Origin of the sequence: Holdemanella sp. MSK.7.32 (assembly GCF_024460475.1) — a bacterium.
GTDB lineage: Bacteria > Bacillota_I > Bacilli_A > Erysipelotrichales > Erysipelotrichaceae > Holdemanella.
In genome coordinates this window covers 44,765-67,084 of sequence record NZ_JANFYN010000008.1, presented here as the reverse complement: position 1 = coordinate 67,084, position 22,320 = coordinate 44,765, and the positions used below count along the sequence as shown (strand labels likewise).

General features: G+C 32.5%; 31 protein-coding genes and 1 pseudogene. 28 read left to right on the top strand and 4 right to left on the bottom strand.

The features are described from left to right. The first annotated feature begins 191 nt into the window (after positions 1 to 191). The 11 genes from NE544_RS03415 (at position 192) to NE544_RS03365 (ending at position 6,893) form a co-directional block, all read left to right on the top strand. Positions 192 to 908 (top strand): DUF3137 domain-containing protein, encoded by a 717-nt coding sequence (locus tag NE544_RS03415; protein ID WP_256268338.1) that lies wholly within the window; start codon positions 192 to 194, stop codon positions 906 to 908. Between the two features lie 318 nt (positions 909 to 1,226). After that, a complete protein-coding gene (locus NE544_RS03410) occupies positions 1,227 to 2,549 on the top strand; it encodes a DUF6017 domain-containing protein (protein ID WP_256268337.1) in 1,323 nt (440 codons plus the stop codon). A 31-nt stretch (positions 2,550 to 2,580) separates the two neighbouring features. After that, positions 2,581 to 3,102: a hypothetical protein gene (locus NE544_RS03405; protein ID WP_256268336.1), complete on the top strand. Its 522-nt coding sequence runs from the start codon at positions 2,581 to 2,583 to the stop codon at positions 3,100 to 3,102. 31 nt (positions 3,103 to 3,133) lie between these two features. Next, positions 3,134 to 3,514, top strand: coding sequence for a hypothetical protein (locus NE544_RS03400; protein WP_118114354.1), 381 nt, complete (start codon positions 3,134 to 3,136; stop codon positions 3,512 to 3,514). Between the two features lie 20 nt (positions 3,515 to 3,534). Further along, complete coding sequence (locus NE544_RS03395) at positions 3,535 to 4,407, top strand: ParA family protein (protein ID WP_256268335.1); 873 nt, start codon at positions 3,535 to 3,537, stop codon at positions 4,405 to 4,407. A gap of 18 nt (positions 4,408 to 4,425) precedes the next feature. Beyond that, positions 4,426 to 5,301: a ParB N-terminal domain-containing protein gene (locus NE544_RS03390; RefSeq protein WP_256268334.1), complete on the top strand. Its 876-nt coding sequence runs from the start codon at positions 4,426 to 4,428 to the stop codon at positions 5,299 to 5,301. Then, complete coding sequence (locus NE544_RS03385; RefSeq protein WP_256268333.1) at positions 5,298 to 5,492, top strand: hypothetical protein; 195 nt, start codon at positions 5,298 to 5,300, stop codon at positions 5,490 to 5,492. Before NE544_RS03390 ends, NE544_RS03385 begins: the two co-directional genes overlap by 4 nt. 2 nt (positions 5,493 to 5,494) lie before the next feature. Then, positions 5,495 to 5,689: a hypothetical protein gene (locus NE544_RS03380; RefSeq protein ID WP_256268332.1), complete on the top strand. Its 195-nt coding sequence runs from the start codon at positions 5,495 to 5,497 to the stop codon at positions 5,687 to 5,689. Between the two features lie 35 nt (positions 5,690 to 5,724). Beyond that, entirely contained in the window at positions 5,725 to 6,039 is a 315-nt protein-coding gene (locus NE544_RS03375) for a hypothetical protein (protein WP_217291818.1), read from the top strand. Between the two features lie 114 nt (positions 6,040 to 6,153). Beyond that, positions 6,154 to 6,552 (top strand): hypothetical protein, encoded by a 399-nt coding sequence (locus NE544_RS03370; RefSeq protein WP_256268331.1) that lies wholly within the window; start codon positions 6,154 to 6,156, stop codon positions 6,550 to 6,552. Between the two features lie 14 nt (positions 6,553 to 6,566). Beyond that, entirely contained in the window at positions 6,567 to 6,893 is a 327-nt protein-coding gene (locus tag NE544_RS03365) for a hypothetical protein (protein ID WP_217291820.1), read from the top strand. On the opposite strand, the gene NE544_RS03360 is transcribed toward NE544_RS03365, so the two are convergent. Continuing rightward, the gene (locus tag NE544_RS03360; RefSeq protein WP_217291821.1) at positions 6,868 to 7,467 is read right to left on the bottom strand and encodes a DUF6037 family protein; all 600 of its coding nucleotides are present in this window, start codon (positions 7,465 to 7,467) and stop codon (positions 6,868 to 6,870) included. The genes NE544_RS03365 and NE544_RS03360 overlap by 26 nt on opposite strands. A 60-nt stretch (positions 7,468 to 7,527) precedes the next feature. On the opposite strand from NE544_RS03360, the gene NE544_RS03355 reads away from it, so the two are divergent. Then, positions 7,528 to 7,731, top strand: coding sequence for a helix-turn-helix domain-containing protein (locus NE544_RS03355; protein WP_256268330.1), 204 nt, complete (start codon positions 7,528 to 7,530; stop codon positions 7,729 to 7,731). Positions 7,732 to 7,823: 92 nt separating this feature from the next. Then, a complete protein-coding gene (locus NE544_RS03350) occupies positions 7,824 to 8,165 on the top strand; it encodes a hypothetical protein (protein WP_256268329.1) in 342 nt (113 codons plus the stop codon). On the opposite strand, the gene NE544_RS03345 is transcribed toward NE544_RS03350, so the two are convergent. After that, positions 8,152 to 8,874 carry a hypothetical protein gene (locus NE544_RS03345; RefSeq protein WP_256268328.1) on the bottom strand — a complete coding sequence of 241 codons (723 nt, stop codon included), beginning with the start codon at positions 8,872 to 8,874 and terminating at the stop codon, positions 8,152 to 8,154. The two genes, NE544_RS03350 and NE544_RS03345, sit on opposite strands and share 14 nt — an antisense overlap. Before the next feature lie 78 nt (positions 8,875 to 8,952). On the opposite strand from NE544_RS03345, the gene NE544_RS03340 reads away from it, so the two are divergent. After that, entirely contained in the window at positions 8,953 to 10,101 is a 1,149-nt protein-coding gene (locus NE544_RS03340) for a CHAP domain-containing protein (RefSeq protein WP_256268327.1), read from the top strand. Positions 10,102 to 10,252: 151 nt separating this feature from the next. On the opposite strand, the gene NE544_RS03335 is transcribed toward NE544_RS03340, so the two are convergent. Further along, entirely contained in the window at positions 10,253 to 10,891 is a 639-nt protein-coding gene (locus NE544_RS03335; protein WP_256268326.1) for a hypothetical protein, read from the bottom strand. A gap of 438 nt (positions 10,892 to 11,329) precedes the next feature. On the opposite strand from NE544_RS03335, the gene srtB reads away from it, so the two are divergent. The 3 genes from srtB (at position 11,330) to NE544_RS03320 (ending at position 12,626) form a co-directional block, all read left to right on the top strand. Next, complete coding sequence (gene srtB, locus NE544_RS03330; RefSeq protein WP_256268325.1) at positions 11,330 to 12,076, top strand: class B sortase; 747 nt, start codon at positions 11,330 to 11,332, stop codon at positions 12,074 to 12,076. 86 nt (positions 12,077 to 12,162) lie between these two features. Then, the gene (locus NE544_RS03325; RefSeq protein ID WP_256268324.1) at positions 12,163 to 12,354 is read left to right on the top strand and encodes a hypothetical protein; all 192 of its coding nucleotides are present in this window, start codon (positions 12,163 to 12,165) and stop codon (positions 12,352 to 12,354) included. A 101-nt stretch (positions 12,355 to 12,455) separates the two neighbouring features. Beyond that, positions 12,456 to 12,626, top strand: coding sequence for a hypothetical protein (locus NE544_RS03320; protein ID WP_256268323.1), 171 nt, complete (start codon positions 12,456 to 12,458; stop codon positions 12,624 to 12,626). Positions 12,627 to 12,828: 202 nt separating this feature from the next. On the opposite strand, the pseudogene NE544_RS12275 reads toward NE544_RS03320, so the two are convergent. Continuing rightward, positions 12,829 to 13,071 (bottom strand): annotated as a pseudogene (locus NE544_RS12275) (transposase zinc-binding domain-containing protein); the annotation flags it as partial. A gap of 500 nt (positions 13,072 to 13,571) precedes the next feature. Here NE544_RS12275 and NE544_RS03315 point away from each other — a divergent pair. The 11 genes from NE544_RS03315 to NE544_RS03265 all read left to right on the top strand — a co-directional run bounded on the left by NE544_RS03315 (position 13,572) and on the right by NE544_RS03265 (position 22,300). Then, positions 13,572 to 14,129 (top strand): hypothetical protein, encoded by a 558-nt coding sequence (locus NE544_RS03315; protein ID WP_256268322.1) that lies wholly within the window; start codon positions 13,572 to 13,574, stop codon positions 14,127 to 14,129. Positions 14,130 to 14,338: 209 nt separating this feature from the next. Next, positions 14,339 to 14,554 carry a hypothetical protein gene (locus tag NE544_RS03310; protein ID WP_256268321.1) on the top strand — a complete coding sequence of 72 codons (216 nt, stop codon included), beginning with the start codon at positions 14,339 to 14,341 and terminating at the stop codon, positions 14,552 to 14,554. A gap of 14 nt (positions 14,555 to 14,568) precedes the next feature. Beyond that, positions 14,569 to 14,841, top strand: a complete 273-nt coding sequence (locus NE544_RS03305) for a hypothetical protein (RefSeq protein WP_256268320.1) — start codon at positions 14,569 to 14,571, stop codon at positions 14,839 to 14,841. Positions 14,842 to 15,250: 409 nt separating this feature from the next. Next, positions 15,251 to 15,472 (top strand): type II toxin-antitoxin system Phd/YefM family antitoxin, encoded by a 222-nt coding sequence (locus NE544_RS03300; RefSeq protein WP_158553700.1) that lies wholly within the window; start codon positions 15,251 to 15,253, stop codon positions 15,470 to 15,472. Next, entirely contained in the window at positions 15,469 to 15,876 is a 408-nt protein-coding gene (locus NE544_RS03295; protein WP_117995914.1) for a PIN domain-containing protein, read from the top strand. Before NE544_RS03300 ends, NE544_RS03295 begins: the two co-directional genes overlap by 4 nt. Before the next feature lie 346 nt (positions 15,877 to 16,222). Next, a complete protein-coding gene (locus tag NE544_RS03290; protein ID WP_117995916.1) occupies positions 16,223 to 16,669 on the top strand; it encodes a hypothetical protein in 447 nt (148 codons plus the stop codon). 8 nt (positions 16,670 to 16,677) lie between these two features. Then, a complete protein-coding gene (locus tag NE544_RS03285; protein WP_256268319.1) occupies positions 16,678 to 17,208 on the top strand; it encodes a hypothetical protein in 531 nt (176 codons plus the stop codon). A gap of 66 nt (positions 17,209 to 17,274) precedes the next feature. Next, positions 17,275 to 18,375, top strand: coding sequence for a hypothetical protein (locus NE544_RS03280; protein WP_256268318.1), 1,101 nt, complete (start codon positions 17,275 to 17,277; stop codon positions 18,373 to 18,375). A gap of 48 nt (positions 18,376 to 18,423) precedes the next feature. After that, positions 18,424 to 19,764 (top strand): DUF4314 domain-containing protein, encoded by a 1,341-nt coding sequence (locus NE544_RS03275; protein WP_256268317.1) that lies wholly within the window; start codon positions 18,424 to 18,426, stop codon positions 19,762 to 19,764. Positions 19,765 to 19,814: 50 nt separating this feature from the next. Further along, positions 19,815 to 20,834 carry a hypothetical protein gene (locus tag NE544_RS03270; RefSeq protein ID WP_256268316.1) on the top strand — a complete coding sequence of 340 codons (1,020 nt, stop codon included), beginning with the start codon at positions 19,815 to 19,817 and terminating at the stop codon, positions 20,832 to 20,834. A 47-nt stretch (positions 20,835 to 20,881) separates the two neighbouring features. Further along, positions 20,882 to 22,300, top strand: coding sequence for a hypothetical protein (locus NE544_RS03265; protein WP_256268315.1), 1,419 nt, complete (start codon positions 20,882 to 20,884; stop codon positions 22,298 to 22,300). Positions 22,301 to 22,320 lie beyond the last annotated feature (20 nt).

The following is a 22,320-nucleotide window of genomic DNA, read 5'->3' as shown; positions in this document are numbered from 1 at the left end:
TCAGACAATATGAATCAATGGTTGAGTTTACTATTGATGAGTGGATTTGTGTTGGTATTAACTGTATTTAAGAAAAAGAGAAATTAATGAATGAAGGCCAGTGATCATTGGCCTTCTTTGTCTATATTCTGGGAAATTTAGTGAATTGTTTGAGATGTATTTGTGGGCTTGTTAATATGGGAGTGAATGGTATGGGTAAAAGATTGTTGTCAATACTAGGATTGTTGATTGCGATAGTGGGTATTGTGTTTGGTGGTAATCTTGTTTTGGTCATTGTTGGATGTGTGATTCTTGGCTTAGGACAGATGATCAAGGATAAAGAGGAAAGTACTACATCTAGTATGGATGTGATTATAAAAGAATTCTTTGAGGATGTGCAATTTAATCCAAATACTCATATGCTTAATGTTAGTGATACAAATATTCCTTTGCCTAAACATGATTATTGTAGAGGTAGTGGATATGTACAAGCTAGATATAAAGGCCTAGACGTAGAGTTTTGTACCTTAAAACTTACAGATGTGACCGAGGTCTTGCGTGATGAGACTGGGTTATGGGAAAAGAATGGAAATACAGTTTATACGGGAGAATGGATGTTGTGTGATCTTGACCAAAGTTTTAATACATGGCTAACTATATATCCTCGTAGTTTAATGGATAAACAAAGTAGTAAAATTGGAAATGAGACATTTGATAAGAAGTTTAATTTGCGTTGTGGAGATGAGAAATTAGTTCTTGAAATATTAAATTCAAATCGATTAGAAAGAATTATGGCTTTATCAAATCGTAAATTTTCAATAAACTTGAATGAGGATGGAAGACTCTATATCGCAGTTCATGATGGACATGGTTTTAATTCAGAGAATTTACAATGGTTTGTGGATATGATTGATGTGTTTAGAGAATAAAGGGGAATATTTAATAAACTATATAGTTTTGATTCTCCATGATTATAAAAAAGTTTGCCAAATTGTTTGCCAAAAAATAGTTTCTTATAAATAAAAAAGTTCTGAATTCCTTTATATAAAGTAAATTCAGAACTTTGAGTTTCAAACTGGCACCATATATATTTGTACGATCGAACTAATTTCAAAAAAATTTCAATTTTAAAAAATAAAATACTATACATAACCGACAGGAAATAGAACGAGTTTCTAGATCTTGTCGGTTTTATTTTTTGGAAAAATGGCGATGAAAAGGTAATTGGAGGAAAAGGAGAATGGCATATGGATTATTTTAAATTTGATGGAGCTGAGATTGAAGTGGTTTCAGCGGTGAATAGATACGGGACACTTCCTATTCGGTATTATGATGATCTAAATCTGTCACCTAAAGCATGGGGAATTTTAGGAAAAATATTCCTTTTAAAATCACGTAATGAGAATTGGAAAATTTCAGTGAATGGATTAGCCACTCAAATAAAAGGTGGGCGTGATTTGGTGAAATCTACAGTCAAGGAATTGAAAGATAATGGCTACTTACATATCATGCAGGGAAGAAATGAAAATGGAAGTTTTGGAACAACAAAATGGTATATTTTTGAATCTCCGGAAGATAATCCATTCTTTCTAAAAGTAGATGATATGCCGGAGTCGGAAAACCCAATTACGGTCGAAAACACCGTAGGCGGAAAATCCGCACATGGCGAAAAAACACCGCAGGCGGAAAAACCGCACACGGTAAAAACCGCAACCGTAGGCGGAAAATCCACACACGGTCAAAACCCTTTAAATAAACCGCAGGCGGAAAAACCGCATACGGAAAATCCACCACAAACTAAGATAGAAAGAAAGATAGAAAGATATAAAAAAGAAAATCTATCTAAAGAAAAAGAAAACCGCAGTGCAAGTTCTGTGATTGGTAAAATTCAAAGTCAGATTGGGTTTGAGTTTCTACTTAAAGAACATCCAGATGATGAACAGCTATTAAGATTGATTAGCAGAGTCATTGCTGAAAAGCTGTTGTCTGAGGACGCATCAATCACATCTAAGAATTTCAAATATAGTTCAGACGAAGTGCATGAATGTTTTGAAACATTGGATTTCAATCACATCGAATATTTACTGGAGTGTTTGAAAAAAAATCCAAAGAAAGAAATCAGAAATATGAAACAGTATCTTTTAGTTACATTGATGAATGTTCAACTAAATTATGAGGGAGCAAAACTAAACAAGAACAAATCAGAGGAAGAAGAAATGGCCGAAGAAAAACAGGAAGAAGAAAAAGTAAATGTTGCAAATGATGTAGTGTCATCATCTGTTTCAGAAATACTACAACAACAAGGAAAAAAAGATGAAATGAATCACAATGATTCTGATGAGTTAGATGATATTTTCAATCAAAGCTTTTCACAGGATGATTTTATAAATTTATTTGGAACTGGCTCGTCTAACAGCGAAGCTGCATTATCACGATCCGCATTTTGGGAAATGTACAAAAAGCCAGATGACAGTCGCTCATTAGCCGACCTGAACAATGGGGAGTTGGCCGAGCTAACAATGCTCATGCAGGATCAGCAATTAGTAGAAAAATTAAAAGCCAAAGTATAGCAAATTTAGAAAGTAGAAGGAGATGAGGAATGTGTGCAAAGGAAGGGGTGTATGGACTGAAATCAAAGATTTTATTGAATTCGATCTGAGAGGGAAATTCCGAGGTGGAGAATATATCATCAAAGTTACGACTAGTGAAGGGATAACATTTGACAATCGTGAGTTTTTCATGAACAAAAACAATATTTCACCACTCTGGAAATTCTCAGGTTTGCAACTAGATTTGAGAAATCAGGATGATTTTTTAACTGATTCCATTCAAGTATCTAGTTCGATTGTTTCCGTAAGTTCGGATTCAAGAGAGGATTATCAGCACAAAATGATTCATCGAATTTCTAAAAACGAAGAAGTGATTATTGCACTACAACAGGCATTTCGTGTGATAAACAAAATGTTACCAAACGAAGCTAGAGTTCTGATTGGACATGGTATATTAGGCTTTTCGTATAAAAGCCTGACATCAGATGGAAAACTGACAGAACGATATATGCAACGATTATATGTCCAGGCACTTAAGAATTTTGCAATGGGACTTGGCTTACTTGTGGATTAGATTAAATGTGTGAAATGAAAGGATGATAGGTATGTTGAAGATTAACTACGAACAAACCAAAGCATTAACAAAAAAGCATTTGGATACTCTTACGAAGTATATCAAAGCAGGGTATTACCAAATCAAAAAAGTTCCTCTATATGAGATCGACGAGGATACAGATTTTATGGACTTGTTGACAATCAATTGTTCAACACCATATGACGATGTTTTAAAACATGATCTCGAAATTTTGTCGAGAATGGATGTTTTATCAAAGCAGATACTGTACTGCGTACATTTACTTTGCTTAAAACGAAGAAATCTACAGTCAGGATGTGCTTATTCGTTTGGAAAACCTTACGAAGATTATAAACGTGCTTTATTAGGCTATGGTTTATCAATGGAAAGCCTAATTGCATATGCAGATTAGAAAAACAGGGGGAAATTAAAATGAACAAAACTGCAAAAATTATTAACATTTCAAATGTATCAGGAGGTGTTGGAAAATCTACGACAGCCATTGAATTGGCAACTTACTTTGGTATGCAGGGCAAAAAAGTATTGATTGTGGATGCCGATATGCAAGCCAGTGCGACTGACTGTATTGGTGCAAAAGGACAGCCTTTGACAATCAAGGAATTACAGACAATGGATGAAAAAATCGAAAGTGGAACAAACTTTATCAATGTTTTGGATGAATGCTTGATTGAAAATGTTGCCAGTGATCTATGTGAGGTTTTAGACGATCCAGACATGATTGAAGATGTAATCGTACCTACGGAACACATGAACGTAAGTTTATTGCCGGCTTCGATTCGATTGTGCCAAGCGGACAAGAATTTATCAGATGATAGAACTCGTTCTGCGGTAGATCGCCTAGTATGTGCATTTGAAAATGTGCAGGACAGATATGACTACATTCTGATTGATAATTCACCAGCTCAGACTTTAGTAAGTACAAACACCTTACTAGCCAGTGACTTAAACATCATTCCAGTGAAACTTGATAGAAAATCTATTAAGGGAATGATTGTTTCTCTTAAAAATACAATTACGATTGCAAAGAGAAACAAGAAGAATGTTGATTTAAAAGTTCTATTCACGATGGTTTCACCTCGTGGAAAGACAGAAAAAAACTTAATTCCATGGTTTAGAAAACACATGGATGACATGATATTTCAAACAATTATTCCGTATCAGAAAAAGCCAACACAGGATGCAAGTATGATGAACAGACAGGTTGTGTTGACAAATACAAACGTAGGTAATGCCTATAAATCACTAGGTGAAGAAATTATCGCATTACTGGAGAATAAGGACTAATTAAGGGGGTAGAAAATTATGGCAAGTTTTGAAGATTTAATGATTGGATTCAACGACAATGGATATAACACAGTGGACAGTTTTGTAGATCGTACAAAGGAATTACCAACAAAAAATGTTTCGATCTACGAGATTGATTTCAACCCATTGAATGATGCAAATGATTCAGAAGAAGATAAAATCGAAAATGCTGAGAAAATTCACGAACAAGGTATGGTGTATACACCACTACATGTCTATCGCAATAAATCACATCGTCATGGCAGTGACAAGAAATATATGCTTCTTGGCGGGCACTTCCGCCTTGATGCATTGTTAAGAAATGCAGAATTGTATCCAGATGCTCAGAAAATGGTGCCAGTAATTGTTTTACCAGATCCAGAAAATGAAACAAAGGAATTGGAAATGATTCTGTTACTGAATGAAGTAAGACCTTTGCAGGACGAAGATTACAAACGGAAAGTTGAACTGTATTTGAAAGTTTGGAACGGAAAAGCTGAAGCAGGCGAAAAGCCTAAAGGTATACAGAAACGTAAATGGATTGCTCAGCGATTGGGAAATCGAATCGGTGAAAAAAAGGTTGAGAAATTTATCCATGAGATTGAAGGGTATGAACGTGTACGTAAAGATCCCGACGAAATTGAGAAGGATGAAATTGAACAGCTGGTCATTGATGCCAATATGACTGAGCCAGTTATAGAAGATACCGAATCGAGTGCAGATAAGGAAGATCGCAAGCGAATTGTCAAAAATCTGAAAGAAACAATGGGTCGCTCTGTGAAAATCGAAAAAGGATGGTTGTGCTTCCAGTTTTCAGATAAATCTAAAAAGACGGATGATTTTTACAGCATTTTAAATATCCTTGGATTTGATGACAATGGGGAAATGAAATGAGAATAAATCAAGATTTTATAATGGTTGTCATGGCAGGAGCAGGACTACTTTTAGTCCTTGCTCTATGCATGGCTGCACTCTACAAATGGATATCATTTCTTGGTGGAAAAATGACTAGATATGGTATGCACGTACATCAGATGTTAAAAACAGATGAGTCAGATGATGAAAATGGAAATAAGGGAGATTGATTATGGCAAGGTTTAAAGAAGTGGAATTAAAAAGGCAAGGCTGTGTAAGTCTTGTATCTAGAATGTATCCTGATGATACATTGTTTGATTATGTAGTATACATAAATGCAAATGGCGAAATTCATTCCTATGGTTTTGGAGATTCTTATGATGTTGCACTTAAAATCTTTGAGGAACAGGTTGCCGATTTAGGCTAAGGCAGTTTGCCTTAAAAAAAGATCAGGTGATGATTATGGAAAAGAAAGATGAAGAAGTACGTCAGGAAATGTTGGAGTTACAAATGATTGAAGAAAGACTTCAATCTCTAATCGAAAGATACACTTTAGAAATTGAAGATGAAACAAAAAATTTAAAAAAGTATAAAGGTGCATTGGAGAATGTTTTAAAAGAATCGGATTGCTTATCCGAAGTTGATAATAGTAGGATATGTAGTTTACACAGAATTGTAGAAAGAAAGGCCAATCGAATCGTTTTGATGAAAGAGTTTTTGTCCGATTTAGAATATGTGAACAGTGTAAGGAGCCAGGTTGGCTATGATAAGTGCTAACGAAATGTTGTAAAAAATTAGAATGGTTTGAATATGAAATATTAGAAAACTGTGAGTGAGATAGTTCATAGATAAAGAAATGGCAGTACTGCCACGTAGGAAGGAGTGTTGTTGATGAGTCCCAAAGATAATGTTCAACTAATTGTTTCTATTAAGAAAAGATTAATTGGTTACTTTATAGAAGCACGCATAATTAATCAATATTTCTTAAACGATATTTCAATTATTTATTTTAAGCGTATATTGCGAAAAAAAACTATCCGTGATCTAGAGCAGGGAAATCAATTGATTATAGGAAATAATCTAATCTTTACAAATGGATTCATTCGACAAGAAAAGAGTAGTGTTAATTTGTATGTAAATTCAATTGAGTTAAAAAAATACAAACTTTCTAAAAAAATGATGATTGGGAAAACTATGTCAGGACAGCATAGAATTTTCGGTAAATCAGATCAACATAAATTAAGGCAATCTGCCTTAAAAAAAAGAAAAAATGGCAGTGCTGCCACTTAGAAAGGAATACCTATATGTGTAAGTATTGTGAAAAACAAGTAATAAAAAAATCGAACGTCATTTCTAATATAGATGGTTCTGATAACGGACTTATAGATCCTCCGCCAATGTTTGAATGTCAAATAAATGAGTTGCTCAAAAGCGATTTTGAGCAAAATAAAGATTATGAAGATTATTTTATAGAGCATCCCGCTTCAATGATTGTTGAATCACCCAAAAGATTAAATAAACTAATGAATCCAGATGATGTTGAATCTTCGATATATATAAAAATTGATATTTTATATTGCCCATTCTGTGGAAGAAAATTAGGCATTAGTCCCAAGGATTTTTTAGATTGATTTTGATATTCATATTTTTCGCTTGTTCTTCCGTAATCCATTGAGATGAAATATTGTGTTCTCTGCAATAATCCGCAACGTTTTTACCAAAGTAAAACTCAGTTTTCTCATAGTTTCTTGCTGTTCTACCAGTATCAGATTGGGGCATCCAACGATAAAAAACTGTACGATCAGGTTCATTAATATTTGTAGCTTTGTGTGGAGCACATAAACGCACTATAGATGGATTAATTATTTTTTTACGATATTTATTAGGAGAATGTTCGCATAAATATTTCAAAAAGATATAAGAGCCAAATTTTTGATTGCCATTATGTTTTAAATAAGGACTGATTTTATCTTTTAATGAATAAAAATCATAATCATCCATCTGCATTTCAAAGTTTTGTGAAATGGTCAATGTACAAGCCCAGTTTAAACCACGTGCTCCAATAAGCATTTCATAAGGTTCTGTATCGAGACAAACTAAGACATCGAAGCGAATGGTTGCAAATGTTGTATAAAAATGATCTCTGTCAACATCTTTATCAAGCATATCATTTATCCATGGAATTATTGAGGGAAAATGTGCCATAAAAACCTCCTTTAATCAAATACTATTATACTCGCTATTGCGAGCTTCAGAAAGGAAATTATGAAAACAAAATTAAAAGAATTACGAAAAACCAACAATTTGTCAATGGATAAATTGGGCAAAGAAATAAATATGTCTAGTGGCGAAATCAGTGATATTGAAAATGGTAAAAAGAAAGATCCAAGAATCAGCACCTTAATAAGAATTGCAGATTACTTTAATATCTCATTAGATGAACTAATTGGACGTAAATTAGAAAATTAAGGCAATCTGCCTTAAAGAAAGAAGGTTGATATTCATGAAAAATTGTTTGAATAAAAAAACATGGCAGTGCTGCCACGTAGGAAGGTGATCGGATGAAAAATGAATATACTGTTCATATAGTCATAAAAAAATATCTATTTGTTTATTTAATTAAAGCTTGGACAATTGATAAAAACAATACGTTAATATTACATTTTAAAAAATACTGTATGAAACATCAAATTGATAAAGTTGAAAAGAATATATGCAACCCTAATTTCAATAGAAACAATGAAATAACAGGTTCATGTCAAGGCAGTTTAGTGTTAATTAAAGGAACTGTATATTTAAATATAGGAGTACTTTTAAAAAATATCCATTCAGTTCCGATTGAATGTATTGGAATATCTGGAAAAGGAAAAGCAAGAAAAATCTACAAAGTTATAAAAGATTGAATGATATAAGAATCTTTTTACATTTTTTAAATTCAAAAATCATGGATAATAAATTATTACAATCATTAAAGTAGTTTATTAAATTATAAAACAAGTAAATGCAAAAGTTGAATTTGTTGATAAACATTTCTTCTGTAAGAGAAGAAAGATGAATAACATTGACTGGATAGTCTTTAATATCTTGTTTATTTATGAAATAGAAGCGGTGATTACCATCTATGATTTTATATGGTTTTGGTTTTTGAACTGATTCTACGACTGCTAAAGGAAAACCATTTAGACAAGTTGAGTCATATTCATCAATATTGTCAGGAATTTCGTTTTCATCAAGAGATTGTAGTAATTGACATATTTCTACTTTATGAAATTTTTGATGTGATTTTTTTATGTATTCAATATCAAAGCAAGAATAAATTTGAATGTTCCCAAAAATTATAGGATAAGAAAATGTTTCATATTTTATTCTAGGATCGGTTAAATCTTTAAGCCATTTATCTATTTCATTAGAAATATCATTGGAATTATATTTGTAAAATATTGATCGCCACATTTGAAAATAACGTGAAATCATAATTTTATAGATTTTATTATTATTTTTGTTAATTAATGTATTCTCCATACAATTTAAAATAATTTGAATTGTATGGTTGTTTGTTGTATATAATGAATCAAAAAAATTGTTTTTTGTTTGATTATAATCATAAAGCATAAATATATGGCACCTCCGTTACCATATATTTTACCACATTAATTAAGGCAAATTGCCTTAAAGAAAGAAGGTCGAAAAATGCGCACTTTAAATAAATTATCTGCCTGTATACTTACAGGTACATTGATTCTTTCTGGAATGACATCCACTGTCAAAGCGGATGAAAACAGAATTAATACAGATCACAACACGTATTACATCGGTAATGTCGAATATAACGAAGATGGAACGATTGTGGATGCAAGCCATGTATGTAATATGCAGGTTGAAACTCCACCTACTACAGATGGTAATGATACGGAAGTAACTCCTGATCCAAAACCATCTGAACCAACAGAACCAGTGACTCCAGCTCCAACACCTGAGCCACAGCCACCTAAAGAGGATGGCGGTACAACTGATAAACCAGATACATCAAATCCTGACAACACCGATCAAACGGAAAGCACAGAAAAGCCTGACAAACCTGAAACATCAACAGGAACGATCACAATTATTCCTGATAAGAATGAAGGAAATGAAAAGGTTGACATTTCAACTAATCAAACTGTGGCAACTGGTTATATCAGTTCGGTTAAAAACGCACTGAAATATGAATCGTTGCTGACAAAGGATTGGAGTAAATTTATTTTGGTGGGCAATCCATTTGCAATGCCACAGTGTACGTATTATGCATGGTCTAGATTTTATCAGGTGTACGGTTTTTCAAGTGGTACATTTGGAAACGGAAAAGATAATGCCAGAGAGATAGTTGCTGCTCATGGCGATAAATTTAGTTTGAGCAGTACACCAAGCGGAGGTGCTGTGTTCTCGGCTCAGGTAAACACGCTTTATCCTCAATATGGTCATGTTGGTTTCGTTGAAGCCTTTGACGGAACAAATCTGTGGATCAGCGAAGGGAATTATACGCTGAGCAATGGTGATAATGGATATATTCATATTTACCGAACTACCTTGCAGGCATTTAAAGCTATGTATCCTGATGTAGTATTTGCAGTACCGAATGGTTCTGTGTTGGAAAGTTCGTTGCTATCAGATTTAAGTTTATATTCTATGGACAGTGGATTGAATATAACAAATACCAGTGCCGATGATTCAAAAGTGAATGTGAAAAAATTGAAATATAAAAATACAAAAAGAAAAAACACCATTTATTATGAAAATGGTGAGAAGATACAGCAGTATAAATTCAAACCTGCTGATGAGAAAGTAGTTTCTGAGGTGTAATAGAAAATGTTGCCTGTAATTTACTTTTTGTATAGTGCAATGGGATGTATAGCACTGTTTGGGTTTTTACATATCTTTTTTGACGACAGATTTATGAATTTTAAAACTATATTATTAATTGTTGGTTTTATCTCTTTTTTAATAGCAATGTTTATTTTTCTGTTTTGTTTTTTGCATATGTTTTAACCCATTCAACGTATTTTTTTATAAAGATCCAATTATTTAATAGTATCCAAAATATATAGCATGAAACTATGAATAATATGAAGCAAGCATATGATATAAGTAGCTTCGTGGTTTGTGGATATAATATATTGTTTTCATTAATTTCTTTAACAATATTGATAACGATATATATCAAAGAAAATAGTATTGTAAGGCTTATTATTAATCTATTCTTGTATTTCAATTTACATGGATATCCAAGTTTGTATTTTATTTGTTCTAAATCCGACTCAATTTGAAGTTGAATGTTGCCAAGTGTGCTGTTGGATATTCCATTTGAATTACAGAATAATAAATATTCATACAATTTTGGACCTAAATAATTACATAATGTTGTGGATTTTTGAATTTCTTTAATCAACTTTATTATATTAGTTTTTGCTAAATTACCATTGATAGGTTGATTTAATGTATCTCTTGCAATATTTAGATATAGCAGATTATAGATTTCAAATTGTTTTTCGACAATTGTTCTATCTTTATCAGCTAGTTGATATTTGCGGTTTAAATATATTGATATAAACAATGGAATAAGTGCTACAAATAATGTTTTAATGAATTGCATTTTATATTACCTCCTTGCAATACATAAAATATAACATAAAGAGGTCCAGTAATAATGATAATTACAAAGTTAAGGCAAATTGCCTTAAAGAAAGAAGGCTGAGAAATATGATTGTTATAAGTTCAAGCCTGCTGATGAAGAATCAAAGACAGTGGATGTATAGATATGTTGTTTAGAGATTTATTGTTTTTAGGTTCTGTTGCACTGTCATTTGGATGGTTGGCACACTTATGTATAAGTGACAAGGATTTTAATATAAAAACAGGTTTTATTTTTGCGGGTATGCTTGTGCTTATAGGACTTACGTGTTATGCTACACTAAACTGGAATTGACATAAGTATACGGCTTATGTATATATTCAAACTGGCATCCCTCTCCGTCTTAAAACAACGGAGTCTTGGATGCCTTTTTTTATAGAGTGAAAGGGGAAATGAAATATGAAAAAGTGGATTTATGGAATCATATTGATAATTTGCTTATGCGTTGGTGGGTTCTGTGCCTATCAGGCTTGGCAGATATACAATGAAGATAATGAAGTTGAATTACAGACAGACAAGTTAAAAAAAGAATGTGTTGTTAAAAAAGATGAGAACGGAGAGCAGATTTTAGCTCCTGACTGGGGTTCATTAAAAGCTATCAATCAAGATATAGTTGGTTGGATATATGTTCCAGACTGTGCTATATCATATCCTGTAGTGCAAGGGACAAATAACTCCTATTATTTAGATCATACGATCTACAAAGGATACAACTATATGGGTTCAGCATTTCTAGACTGCAATACGAATAGAGACTTCTCAGATGATAACAATACTATTTATGGACATTCTGTTCAGGGTGGGGGAATGTTTACTTTACTAAAGAACTTTTCATCAAAATCATTTTTTGACAGCCATCCAGATTTCTATTTACTAACACCAGCGCAAAACTATAAGTGTAATGTTTTCTGTTATTCAAAATCAGATAACGAGTCGACTTTTTATGTAAAAGACTTTGGAGATGAAAGACAGGAAACCTTAAATAAACTAAAAAATGAAGCACTTTATTGTAACGAGGATATAGATACAGATTCACTTATGGTTACTTTATCAACGTGCGATCTGGATTATGGTTTAAATTCAAATCGAAGATTATTGCTGTCTGGTTTTTTGGAAGAGTACGATGAAACAATAATCGTTCACTAGATGTTAAGGCACATTGCCTTAACTAAATTTTGTTGTTTAGTATATACTTACATGGTATAATGTTTTCAAACAGGGAGATCAAATGAATGGATGAAACAAGACAACAAAAGCGGGTTAAATTGATTAACGATTATAATAAGAAATATACAAAAACAGTCTTAATAAGGCTGAATTGCAATAATGATAAGGATATCATCGAACAACTAGACAAGGTTGATTCTAAGATGGGTTACATTAAGGAATTGATACGCAAAGATATACAGACTAAAAAGAGGTAGTCTGTATTTTTCTTTTATATAAAGCATTTTTCGTTTGATTAGTATATACTAGCATGGTATAATATATGTAGATAAGGAAATGTTATTTCGGTGAAAATATCATGAATACAACAGTTAAAATTTATGGATATACAAAGAGAATAAATGATTATATGTCTGAATTGGATTATAAAGAATATCGTATGGATGGAAGTTTATATAGCATGGGAAGTGAACAGTTTTCAAATGAAAGAATGAGAGAACAGTTAAAAGGTTCGTTTGTTTATGTATAGTGGCAATCATACCAAATTCATTACGTATAGGAATATCTTTGAATATATAATGAGTATTCCTTAATTGTTTCGTTTTCAGTTTCTTTAATAATGATCTATTTACTAGTATACATATTGTATTTCTAGCTGCAACAAACAAAAGATTGAGTCGAGTACGATCCTGTCTGAACCAGTTTCTAAGTTCTTCAGGAATAGTAAAGACAATGTGTTTATGAGGGCAGTCAAGACAAAAAGAAGTGGCTTTGGCTGCAAGCTGTTTGGCATATTTAACACCACAGGCATTACAGAATCTTGAATGACAAGAATGTGGGATAATATTCCAGTTGTCACAATCCGTACATTCAAACTGATCAAAACCAAGATAACATGTGTGGCAAAGAAGAGAACGTTCTACATTGTCTAAAATACAAGGACGAACTTTACCAGAAGCATCTAATTTTCGAATGTATTCAATATTATCGAAGAAGATGCTTTTAATAGGATGATTGAAATCAAAGTTTCGAACACCACAATCTAATAATGATAGAGTTTCAATTGGAATGTTTGAATGATAAGTAGTGTCTATAATTGAAGTATAGAATTAAATAGAGATGTAAACAAGACTTAGCAAATGAAAAGCGCCCATACAAATCATTTTATATGATTTGATGGGCTTTTTTTATCATGTTTCCACAAAATATCCATGACTTGACTTTCTCTTTTTGTTAATTGGGTATAACTCATAGTAAACTATTCTGCATTCAAAGAAATTATATCAAAGCTTTTGAAAATCAACAAGAAAAGATATAAAATTAAGACTTGCAAAATTACACAAATGTTATAAAACAAAGATGAAGATAACGTTATCAAAAAAAAGCTAGTCAGGTAATTTATATAATTACCATTAGCTTAGAAAGAGTTTATATTTGCGAAAAATTAAAAAAGATTTCATGAAAGGACAAAAGTATGAAAAAATTGTTATCTTTATTAGTATCAATTATGACAGTGTTTTCTATAGCGATTATGCCGATAAGTGCAAAGGAAAAAGTAGTAATTGAGTCGCAGAATTATGAAGAGTTGGATCGCTATATTGAAGTTGTAAATAATGAATATGTCTTGAATCTTCCGGATAATGTATATCTAGAGAATGATGATTTAGTTAATGTTAAAAAAATGTTAACGGAATCAAATAATGCTATTAGAGAAAATGATTTAACAATTAATCCAAATACTAAGACGGCTATTTTAAGTGGAGTTCAGACAAGGGCATGGGGTAAAAATGACATTGAATTTCATTGGAATTTTGTAAGAGTTTATATTGATGCAGGTAATTTAAGAATTGCTCTAACTGTTGGTGTTGGTGGCTTAGGTGGAGCATTAGCGTTTTTAGCAACTTCAGGTTGGGCTGCAGGAGCGATTGGAGCAGCAACAGCAGCATTAGGAATTGCTGCAAATAATGTTACAGATGGAATTTGGTTTGATTATAATTATGCTTTCGGAGTAAATAATTGTGGATTCCAATAAAAAGATTAAGATTTGGAATATATTAAAATATATAATATTTCTATTCTTATCAATTCAATATTTCTCAAGTTTAAATATTCCTATCATAATTAGAAGTGTATTAGCAATCTTATTTGTCTTTATATATATCTTTATAGATAAAAAATTTTCTTAAATTAATTGAAAGGGTTGATTTCTGTTTAATTCAGAATCATCCCTTTTTAATAGTTATGGTAAATGAAGAGGATGCTTTTGCGAGTGTTTTAACACTGAAAAAGAATTATATGGTCATGGTCATCTGTGAAATATTGATTCTCTTATTGTATTGTGGATTCTATATCACAATAGTTCGTAGAATTTCTAAAAAATCTGATGAACTTAATGAAGATTTAAATGTATCCAATACATTAATTCAATGTGTTCGAAAATGGGTGCTTATTCTCTAGGAAGAATATTAAGTGTGAATATTCCAAATACAGATATAGTATCTTTTTCATTGAGTATTACAGGCTTTTTAATGTTTATTCTTTTAGGTGGTTTTAGTGTTGCAAATGTTGCGGTTGATGATTTAAATATGCCTATAATTTTTAAAGTGGTTGTTTCAGTAATTATATTGGCTTTAGGAATCCAGTTAATGTTTGCTTTCATGGCTGCAAATGATTTTGTTTCTATCTTCTTTCCGCTTTTTAAATTTTCGTTTGTATTATGTTTTTGCTTTCAATGCAGGAATTAATTACAGCATTTTACTTTGTTAAAAAGAAATAATACACTTTTGAATTTGTAAAACAAAAATGGCAGTACTGCCACGTTGAAAGGTGATGAGATGAAGGGTGAAAAAAAAGACGGAGTAGATTTTGTTCTATTAATTATTGAGATTGTCGCTAATATAGTTGTGATATTACTACTATATTTACTTTTTAGAATACTTACTTTTAAATATTTGTGATAGTTGTTTAAAGTATATATAAAATAATGAAATTATACCTGTATACCAATAAAAAATATAACATAAAGAGGTCCAATAATAATGATAATTACAAAATTAAGGCAAATTGCCTTAAAAAAACTAATTGAACGAATGTACATTATTGTTGCTTCATATGTACATTTATATTATAATTAATGTACAGGAGGGGATTGCTATGAAAGTCAATACTACAGAATTAAGAACACATCTTAGTGATTATTTAACTATGGCAAACAAAGAAGAAATTATTATTACAAATAAAGGAATAGAGATTGCACGTATTATTTCACCAAAGCAGGCAAAGAAAAGATCATTAAATAATTTAGTTGGTATATTGCCTTCATTAACTGACAAAGAGATTGAAAATATAAAAAACGAAAGGATTTCTAAGCAATGAAGATATTAGTTGATACAAATGTGATTATAGATATTCTATGTAAAAGAGAGCCGTTTTTCGAAGATTCATATAATGCACTAAATAAGTGTATTGATAATCATACTATTATTGTATCAGCTTCGGCAATCACAGACATATTCTATATTGCAAGAAAATATATTGGAAGTGAACAGGCAAAAGAATGTATAAGAAATCTTTTAGATTTAATAAAGATATCAGATACAAGGGGAGCAGATATTGAAAAAGCTCTTTCCAGTGACATTTCAGATTTTGAAGATGCTGTTGTTTCTGCAATTGCGGAAAGGCAAAAAGCTAAATATATTTTAACAAGGAATACAAAAGACTTTGAAAAATCGAAAATTTTAAGTATTACACCTCATGATTATCTGAATATAAAAAAATGATAATCTGGTTGATATAATGTTTTGGAATTGACATAAGTATACGGCTTATGTAGATATTCAAAAAAGCATCCCTCTCCGTCTTAAATCAACGGAGTCTTGGATGCTTTTTTTGATATATAAAGGTTGTTTACATATTTTTGCTCATTTTTTATGAGCATTAAGTGAATATTGTTCGCACAAATTTCTAGCATTTTTGTTTCTCTGATGTGTTATAATGCTAATGTAGAGGAATTGTAAGGATTACACACATTATCATCCACAATTTTTATACAAAAGATAAGTAGGTTAATCTGCAACCTTCCCTGTTGCCCTGCTTATCTTTTTTTATTTGGAAGGAGGTATCGGTATGATGACCTATGATGATTATGACATGATGTATGAAAGACTGATGTACCTGAAGAAGAACCAAAACAATTTATCACTGAATGAACGAACAAAAAAAGTTATTGAAGAAATTGGAAAACACCCTGATGCATTTGAAATGTACAAGGGTGTTTTTTTAACACCCGATCAAGTGAAAAATCTACAACGCTTTGGTATCAATGGAAAGCAGGCATCTCAGTATATCCTTAATCAATGTGAATTAAGAACAAAAAATTCACTTGAACTTACGTATCGCTACTATGGTTACGTTAAACCTATTACACCTGCAATTTTAAACCAGGTGATTGATGATGTAGCTACACGTGTTCAGCTTGAAAATGAATATGCGAGAACAGTCCATGCTCCATCTCCGCAGGATGAGAAGGAAGATCAGCTGACCTTGAATGAATTAGGACAGTTTGAACACTAAGCAGAATTATGGAATTATATAAAACATTTTCAAAATTACCTTTGGACAGATACGAAGATTATCTGTCCATGATACGCAATGGTGATTACAGAAATATCCAAGCGGATGATGTGCAGGATGTAAGACTGTTAAGCTATGAGCATACGATAACACGTAACATGGCAAATGTAGAAATTCCATTACAGGATGGGTTATACAATTTTATAAACAAAAATGTACCATCCCGTCATTTTTATGGCTATATACAGAATGAAAAGATAAGGGACGTATATTTTGATCAGGACCAGATCAATCATGTTGATGAATTGATAATGGCGGAATACAGTAAAACAGAAATTTTGAGTAAACAGGCTTTCCACTACTCAATACAACATCAGGAAATTAATGAACAGCTTAAAAATGCGGATGAAATTGAATCCTATCGTATTTGGGATGATGTGATAAACAAGATTTATGATGATGTCGATCTAGATTGCTTTACGAAAGATGAAGAAGAACTAGCCGAAGAAAGACTGGCTGACTATTATTACGAAATATGATGTGTGCATAATTTGCAAAACAATTCTTTTATTGAATTAGAAAAAACAACATAAGGAGGCTCTATCATGAGTGTTAAATTTTATACAAAGGACGAAAAAAACGAATTAAGAGATTTAGCTGTAAATATCAGACAATTGTCTGTGGCAGAAATTGCAGACAATGTTTATGGTTTGACATTATATTCAAAGAAAAATAATGCAAGATACCTTGTATGTTATGAACATCCTTCATTGATTTTTGATTTGCAGAAAAACTTAGTTTTCTATAATGCGAAAACAACAAACGGGATGAACTGCTATGACTTTGTGCAGTTTTATGAAAACTGTAGTTTTATGGAAGCCAGAGAAAAGGTAAATCAATATTATATGGAAAGGGATCCAAGAAATCTTGTTCTATACGAATATTCTCATACAAAAAATGCAGTGTACAAGCATACAGGAATCAGTCTACCTGATAGAGAAAGTGGTAACTTTAATGAGATGAAGGATTATTTTACACAAACAATGGCATTTGAAGGGAATGTAATAGATACTCTGATTTTAAATCAGTCACTTTACATGAGCAAAAATATGCATAATGCAGTATTTGTTGGATACGATGAAAAAAATAATCCAGCTTTTGCATTGGAATATGGTATCAAAGATACACCGTACAAACACGAAGCTGCGGGTTCTTTTACATCAGTTGGATGGAAACAAATTCAAGACCATGCAAGCGATATTATAATCTTCGACTCACCAATGAATGCGTTGGCTTATTTAAGCATTGATACAGAAGCAAGTGTAATTGCTTCAAAAGACATTACCACTTTATATAATATGGTTAAATATTATCAGGAAAACAATGATAAATATGAATTCATGAAAGATGTAAAGAACATCACCTATATTCTTGAAAACTCACCAAAATCGGATTTGGTTGTGAACCGAATCAAGGAAACAGCTACAGATGAACGATTCAGAAGTATGAAGCAAGTAGAACCAGATGAATTGAAAAGAACATATATTCAATCCATGAACGCAAACAGCGAATTTCAATATACTGTTTCAGAAGAAGATTATGATGAGGTCGAATATAAAGATATCCGTAAATTCATTGATGATATGGATGAGATGACAGGTCAGCTTCAGGATCAGCAGAATAAAGATGAAAGAGCCATGGAATAGTTAAGGCAATTTGCCTTAACTATTTTTTTGGAAAGGATTGATTAGTTTATGACTCGTATTTTAAAAAGAGGACAGAAAACATATTTTAAAGAAGATGTTGTAGCCTGTCTGGCTGACGAAACCATGCAGAAAACATTCACACAAAGTGAATATGGAAATCGTATTGTATTTATGGAAGAATTGCAGGAAGAAGCAAAAGAAAGATTCAACATGGACTTTACGGATGAGCATTACAAAAACTTTAAAACACTGATTGCAAAGGATGAATATCTTCTTTCTTTAGATGATAATGCAGGCATTTTGGAATCGAAGGCATTAGATATAGTAGTAGGTTATGGACGAGTGAAAGGTGGGGTTTCCGGTTTGTGGGAAAAGGAACAAGCGGAATACGATCAAAAGGAACAGTTATACGCCGACCTTTTAAAGAAACATCCAATGAAATACGATGCAAAGGCAGAATGTTTATGGCTGCCAGATGGAACAAAGGTGAACAATGTGTTGTCACCTTTGCAGGCGGAATACTATCATGATAATTATCTGTACCACGAAGTGTTTGAACGTATGGCTCAAATGGAATTTGAAAATAGCTTGAAGAATGAAGTGCTTGACCAGAGTAATGAATACAAAAATAAAACTCTTTCAAAATTACAATGTGAATGTCTAGAATTTTTAGGATGCGGAGATTGTTGTGAAAATTGTCTCTTGACCAATAATCTTGATAATCACATACAGGCAATGAAAATGATCTATGAAAGTTTTGACGAACAGGACAAGCCTGTATGGATAAACAATGAAATGATTGATCTTTACAAAGACCAGATGTGGACAGCTTCTCTTTCAAAACAGGCGAATAGTCTATGCGACAGATTAATGGAATGTTTTGAAGATATGGACCCGTATGAAGCTATGGATTGTGGGGATATAGATATTGACACACAAAAACACACAGTATATGAAGCATTAGTTACAGGAGATACAGACGATATCATCACGGACCTTGAAGATTATAAAAGTACTTGTGCTGGTGGCGATTTGGAACAATATGACAAGATTCAAAAACTGTTGGATGATGTTCTGCAATTCGAAAAAAATGTAGATTCACACTACATTAAGCGATTTGATCCGCATTACGCAATCTCCATCAGTGCTGTTCGTGATATGTTGGGAAAAGGAACAGTAATTCAATGCAACCATATGCGGGACCCTTCTCATCCTGTACCTGACGGAACACGTGGTGTTGTCGAACAGGTGGATGATGCAGGGCTGGTACATGTGAAGTGGGAGAATGGCTCTGGTTTGAATCTGGATCCATTAGTAGATGATTTTGAAGTGATCGAGGATGAACTCGATCTAGGCGAAAAACAACAGGAAGATGAATTGGAATTATAGTTAAGGCAATTTGCCTTAACTGTTTTTATTTAGAAAGGATAGATTAATTTATGAGTAGATGGGATATTTTATTAGATAGAACGAATCAGGCTAAAATTAAAACGGATTATGTGAACGAGGTAAACAAAGAAAATGAAAAAAAATATTGGAAAGAAAGATGTGACAAGGCTCAGAATAAATTTTTCGATATGATCAAGGCTGAAGAATTGAAAGAAATTTTTGATTTATTCGCAGCTTTAGGAAAACCACATTATTATTGGAAACATTCGCTTGGTCATTATCCAACTGAAAATATGCCACAATGGAAAGATGTTTGCCCAGATTCGAGATGGGAAGGTGGACCTGATTATACGGAAGATCGAGACTTGGACCGAATCGGTATTGGAACAAGAAATGCCAGTGGTCGCATGGCTTCCATGCCATGTTTACGCATGAGAATCGACGATCCAGAATGGGGAATGAAATGGAATTATTTATCTGTAGAAATGTATTTGAATAAGGAAAATCATATCATATCTCATCAGAGTATATATTCATATCATAATGGAGATGGAATGGTCGAATTTAATGCAATTGACGAGAATAAGCGTACTGGAATTATTTATGAGCACTTTGTTAAAGCATATCCAGAATTTATTAAAAATTTTGAACGGATAGCTGAAAATGAAATTCAGAAAAAGGAAATGTCCCTAGAAAATGTTGAATTGCCAATATTGCATTTAGAAAAGGATATTCCAGAAGATGTGTTGAGTACATTTGAAACATACTGTATCAAAGATGGCGTTTCGTATGCAATGAATGAAACTAAAGATGAGCTGTACGCAATCAATTCAAATCTTTCTGATCACGATATAAATACACTTTTAAAGAGTGCAATCAATAAACATGAATTTGATGCAGGTGACCAAGTTTATCTGTATGCAGACGATGATGAGTTGCATTATCATCTGGAAGAATTGTTTGACCAGTATTTAGATGCTCCAGATGATTTTGATTTTGTGAGCGAAGAATTTGAAAATGGTTTGGAACAATATCAGGATGAGATTGGAAAGAATGAAATGGAATTATAGTTAAGGCAATTTGCCTTAACTGTTTTTATTAGAAAGGTAAATGGTATATGGCTCGTATTTTAAAAAGAAGTCAAAGAAAGATGGAGTCCACAATAGGCGTACCCACTGAAAGTGAATACAAAGCATTTCAGGATTTAAGGTCACATCTGATTATGCTGAAAAATGGACTTCCTTATTTTGAAGAAAGCATACATCCAGTAATGGAAGTATTAAAAGTAAAGGATAAAATTTTAAATCAGCATAATAAGGATGCGTATCGCTTAGGGAGTACCTATCAATCAAGACCATTTGAACTTGTTGATACGGCACCTTTGAAAAAAGCTTTTGAAGCAGACCAGTTTAAGCTTCATGAAATGAAAAAAGAAATCAGCAAATGTTCTAAGGAATTGGAACACTACAGATACGAATGGCAGACAATTATTAAACCTCCAAAGGAAATGTTGAAAGATTTTTTTATTGTACGTGTTTCTCCCGAAGTGAATGAGATATTTAATAAACATATAGATTATTTACAGGATAGATTGGATCACCTGAAGCTATACGAAAATGGATACTATCTTGAAAGTTGCAGTTTAAACTGCTTCTTGAAAGATATGAATTATTACAAGGAACATTACGAAAAAGACCTTGTTGAGTATAAAGATAAAATCAAAATGTATGAGCGAATATGCGAACCTGAGAGTCGACTTATTGACCGCAACAAGTATCTAGGCATGAACTATCAGAATATTAATGTTGAAAATATTAAAAAGATGACAACAGATTATGAAAAGATTCTGGATGAACGTATTTGTCAGGTAGAAGCAAAATTAAAGGAAATGGAAACCATGAATGATTTACGCAAAGACGAAATAGGTATGGTTGAAATGAAATCAGATATGAAAGACATGACAATGGATGAGGATAGAAAAGATGCGATTTTACATTGCTTGGCGGATGAAACTTTAGAGTATGTGTACGATCGTACAGCCACAGGGTTTTATTATGTGAGTACAGACGATCTACGATTTACTGCAAATGAGCGTTTTGATATCAATCTTACGGATGAGGATTTAAGCAAGATTTACGATTACATGAACTGGGATTTCTACGTGCTCGATTCAGAATGTGAGTGGGATGAAGATGAGAACGGAGAATACTTTGGTATTGCGGTTGGTTCGGATCGTGTCAATGGCGGATACGAATTTGATGATTATTGTGATATGGAAGAAGAAAGGTATGAACTTCGTCAAACTCTGTTTGATGAGATGTGCGAACAGCATCCTATTGAATATGATGCGGATAAAGAATGTCTTACATTGCCGGATGGCAGAGTGATTAATAATATGCTTTCACGTGAGCAGGCGATGAAACATTATGAAGATTACATCTACAAAGAAGTTAACCAGAATCAGGAAGTCAAGGAAATGACAGAAATGTTATACGGGGATGAATTGGAAAAGGATGATTTAGAAGAATGTTTATAAACTCTTAAGGTTTAAAGACT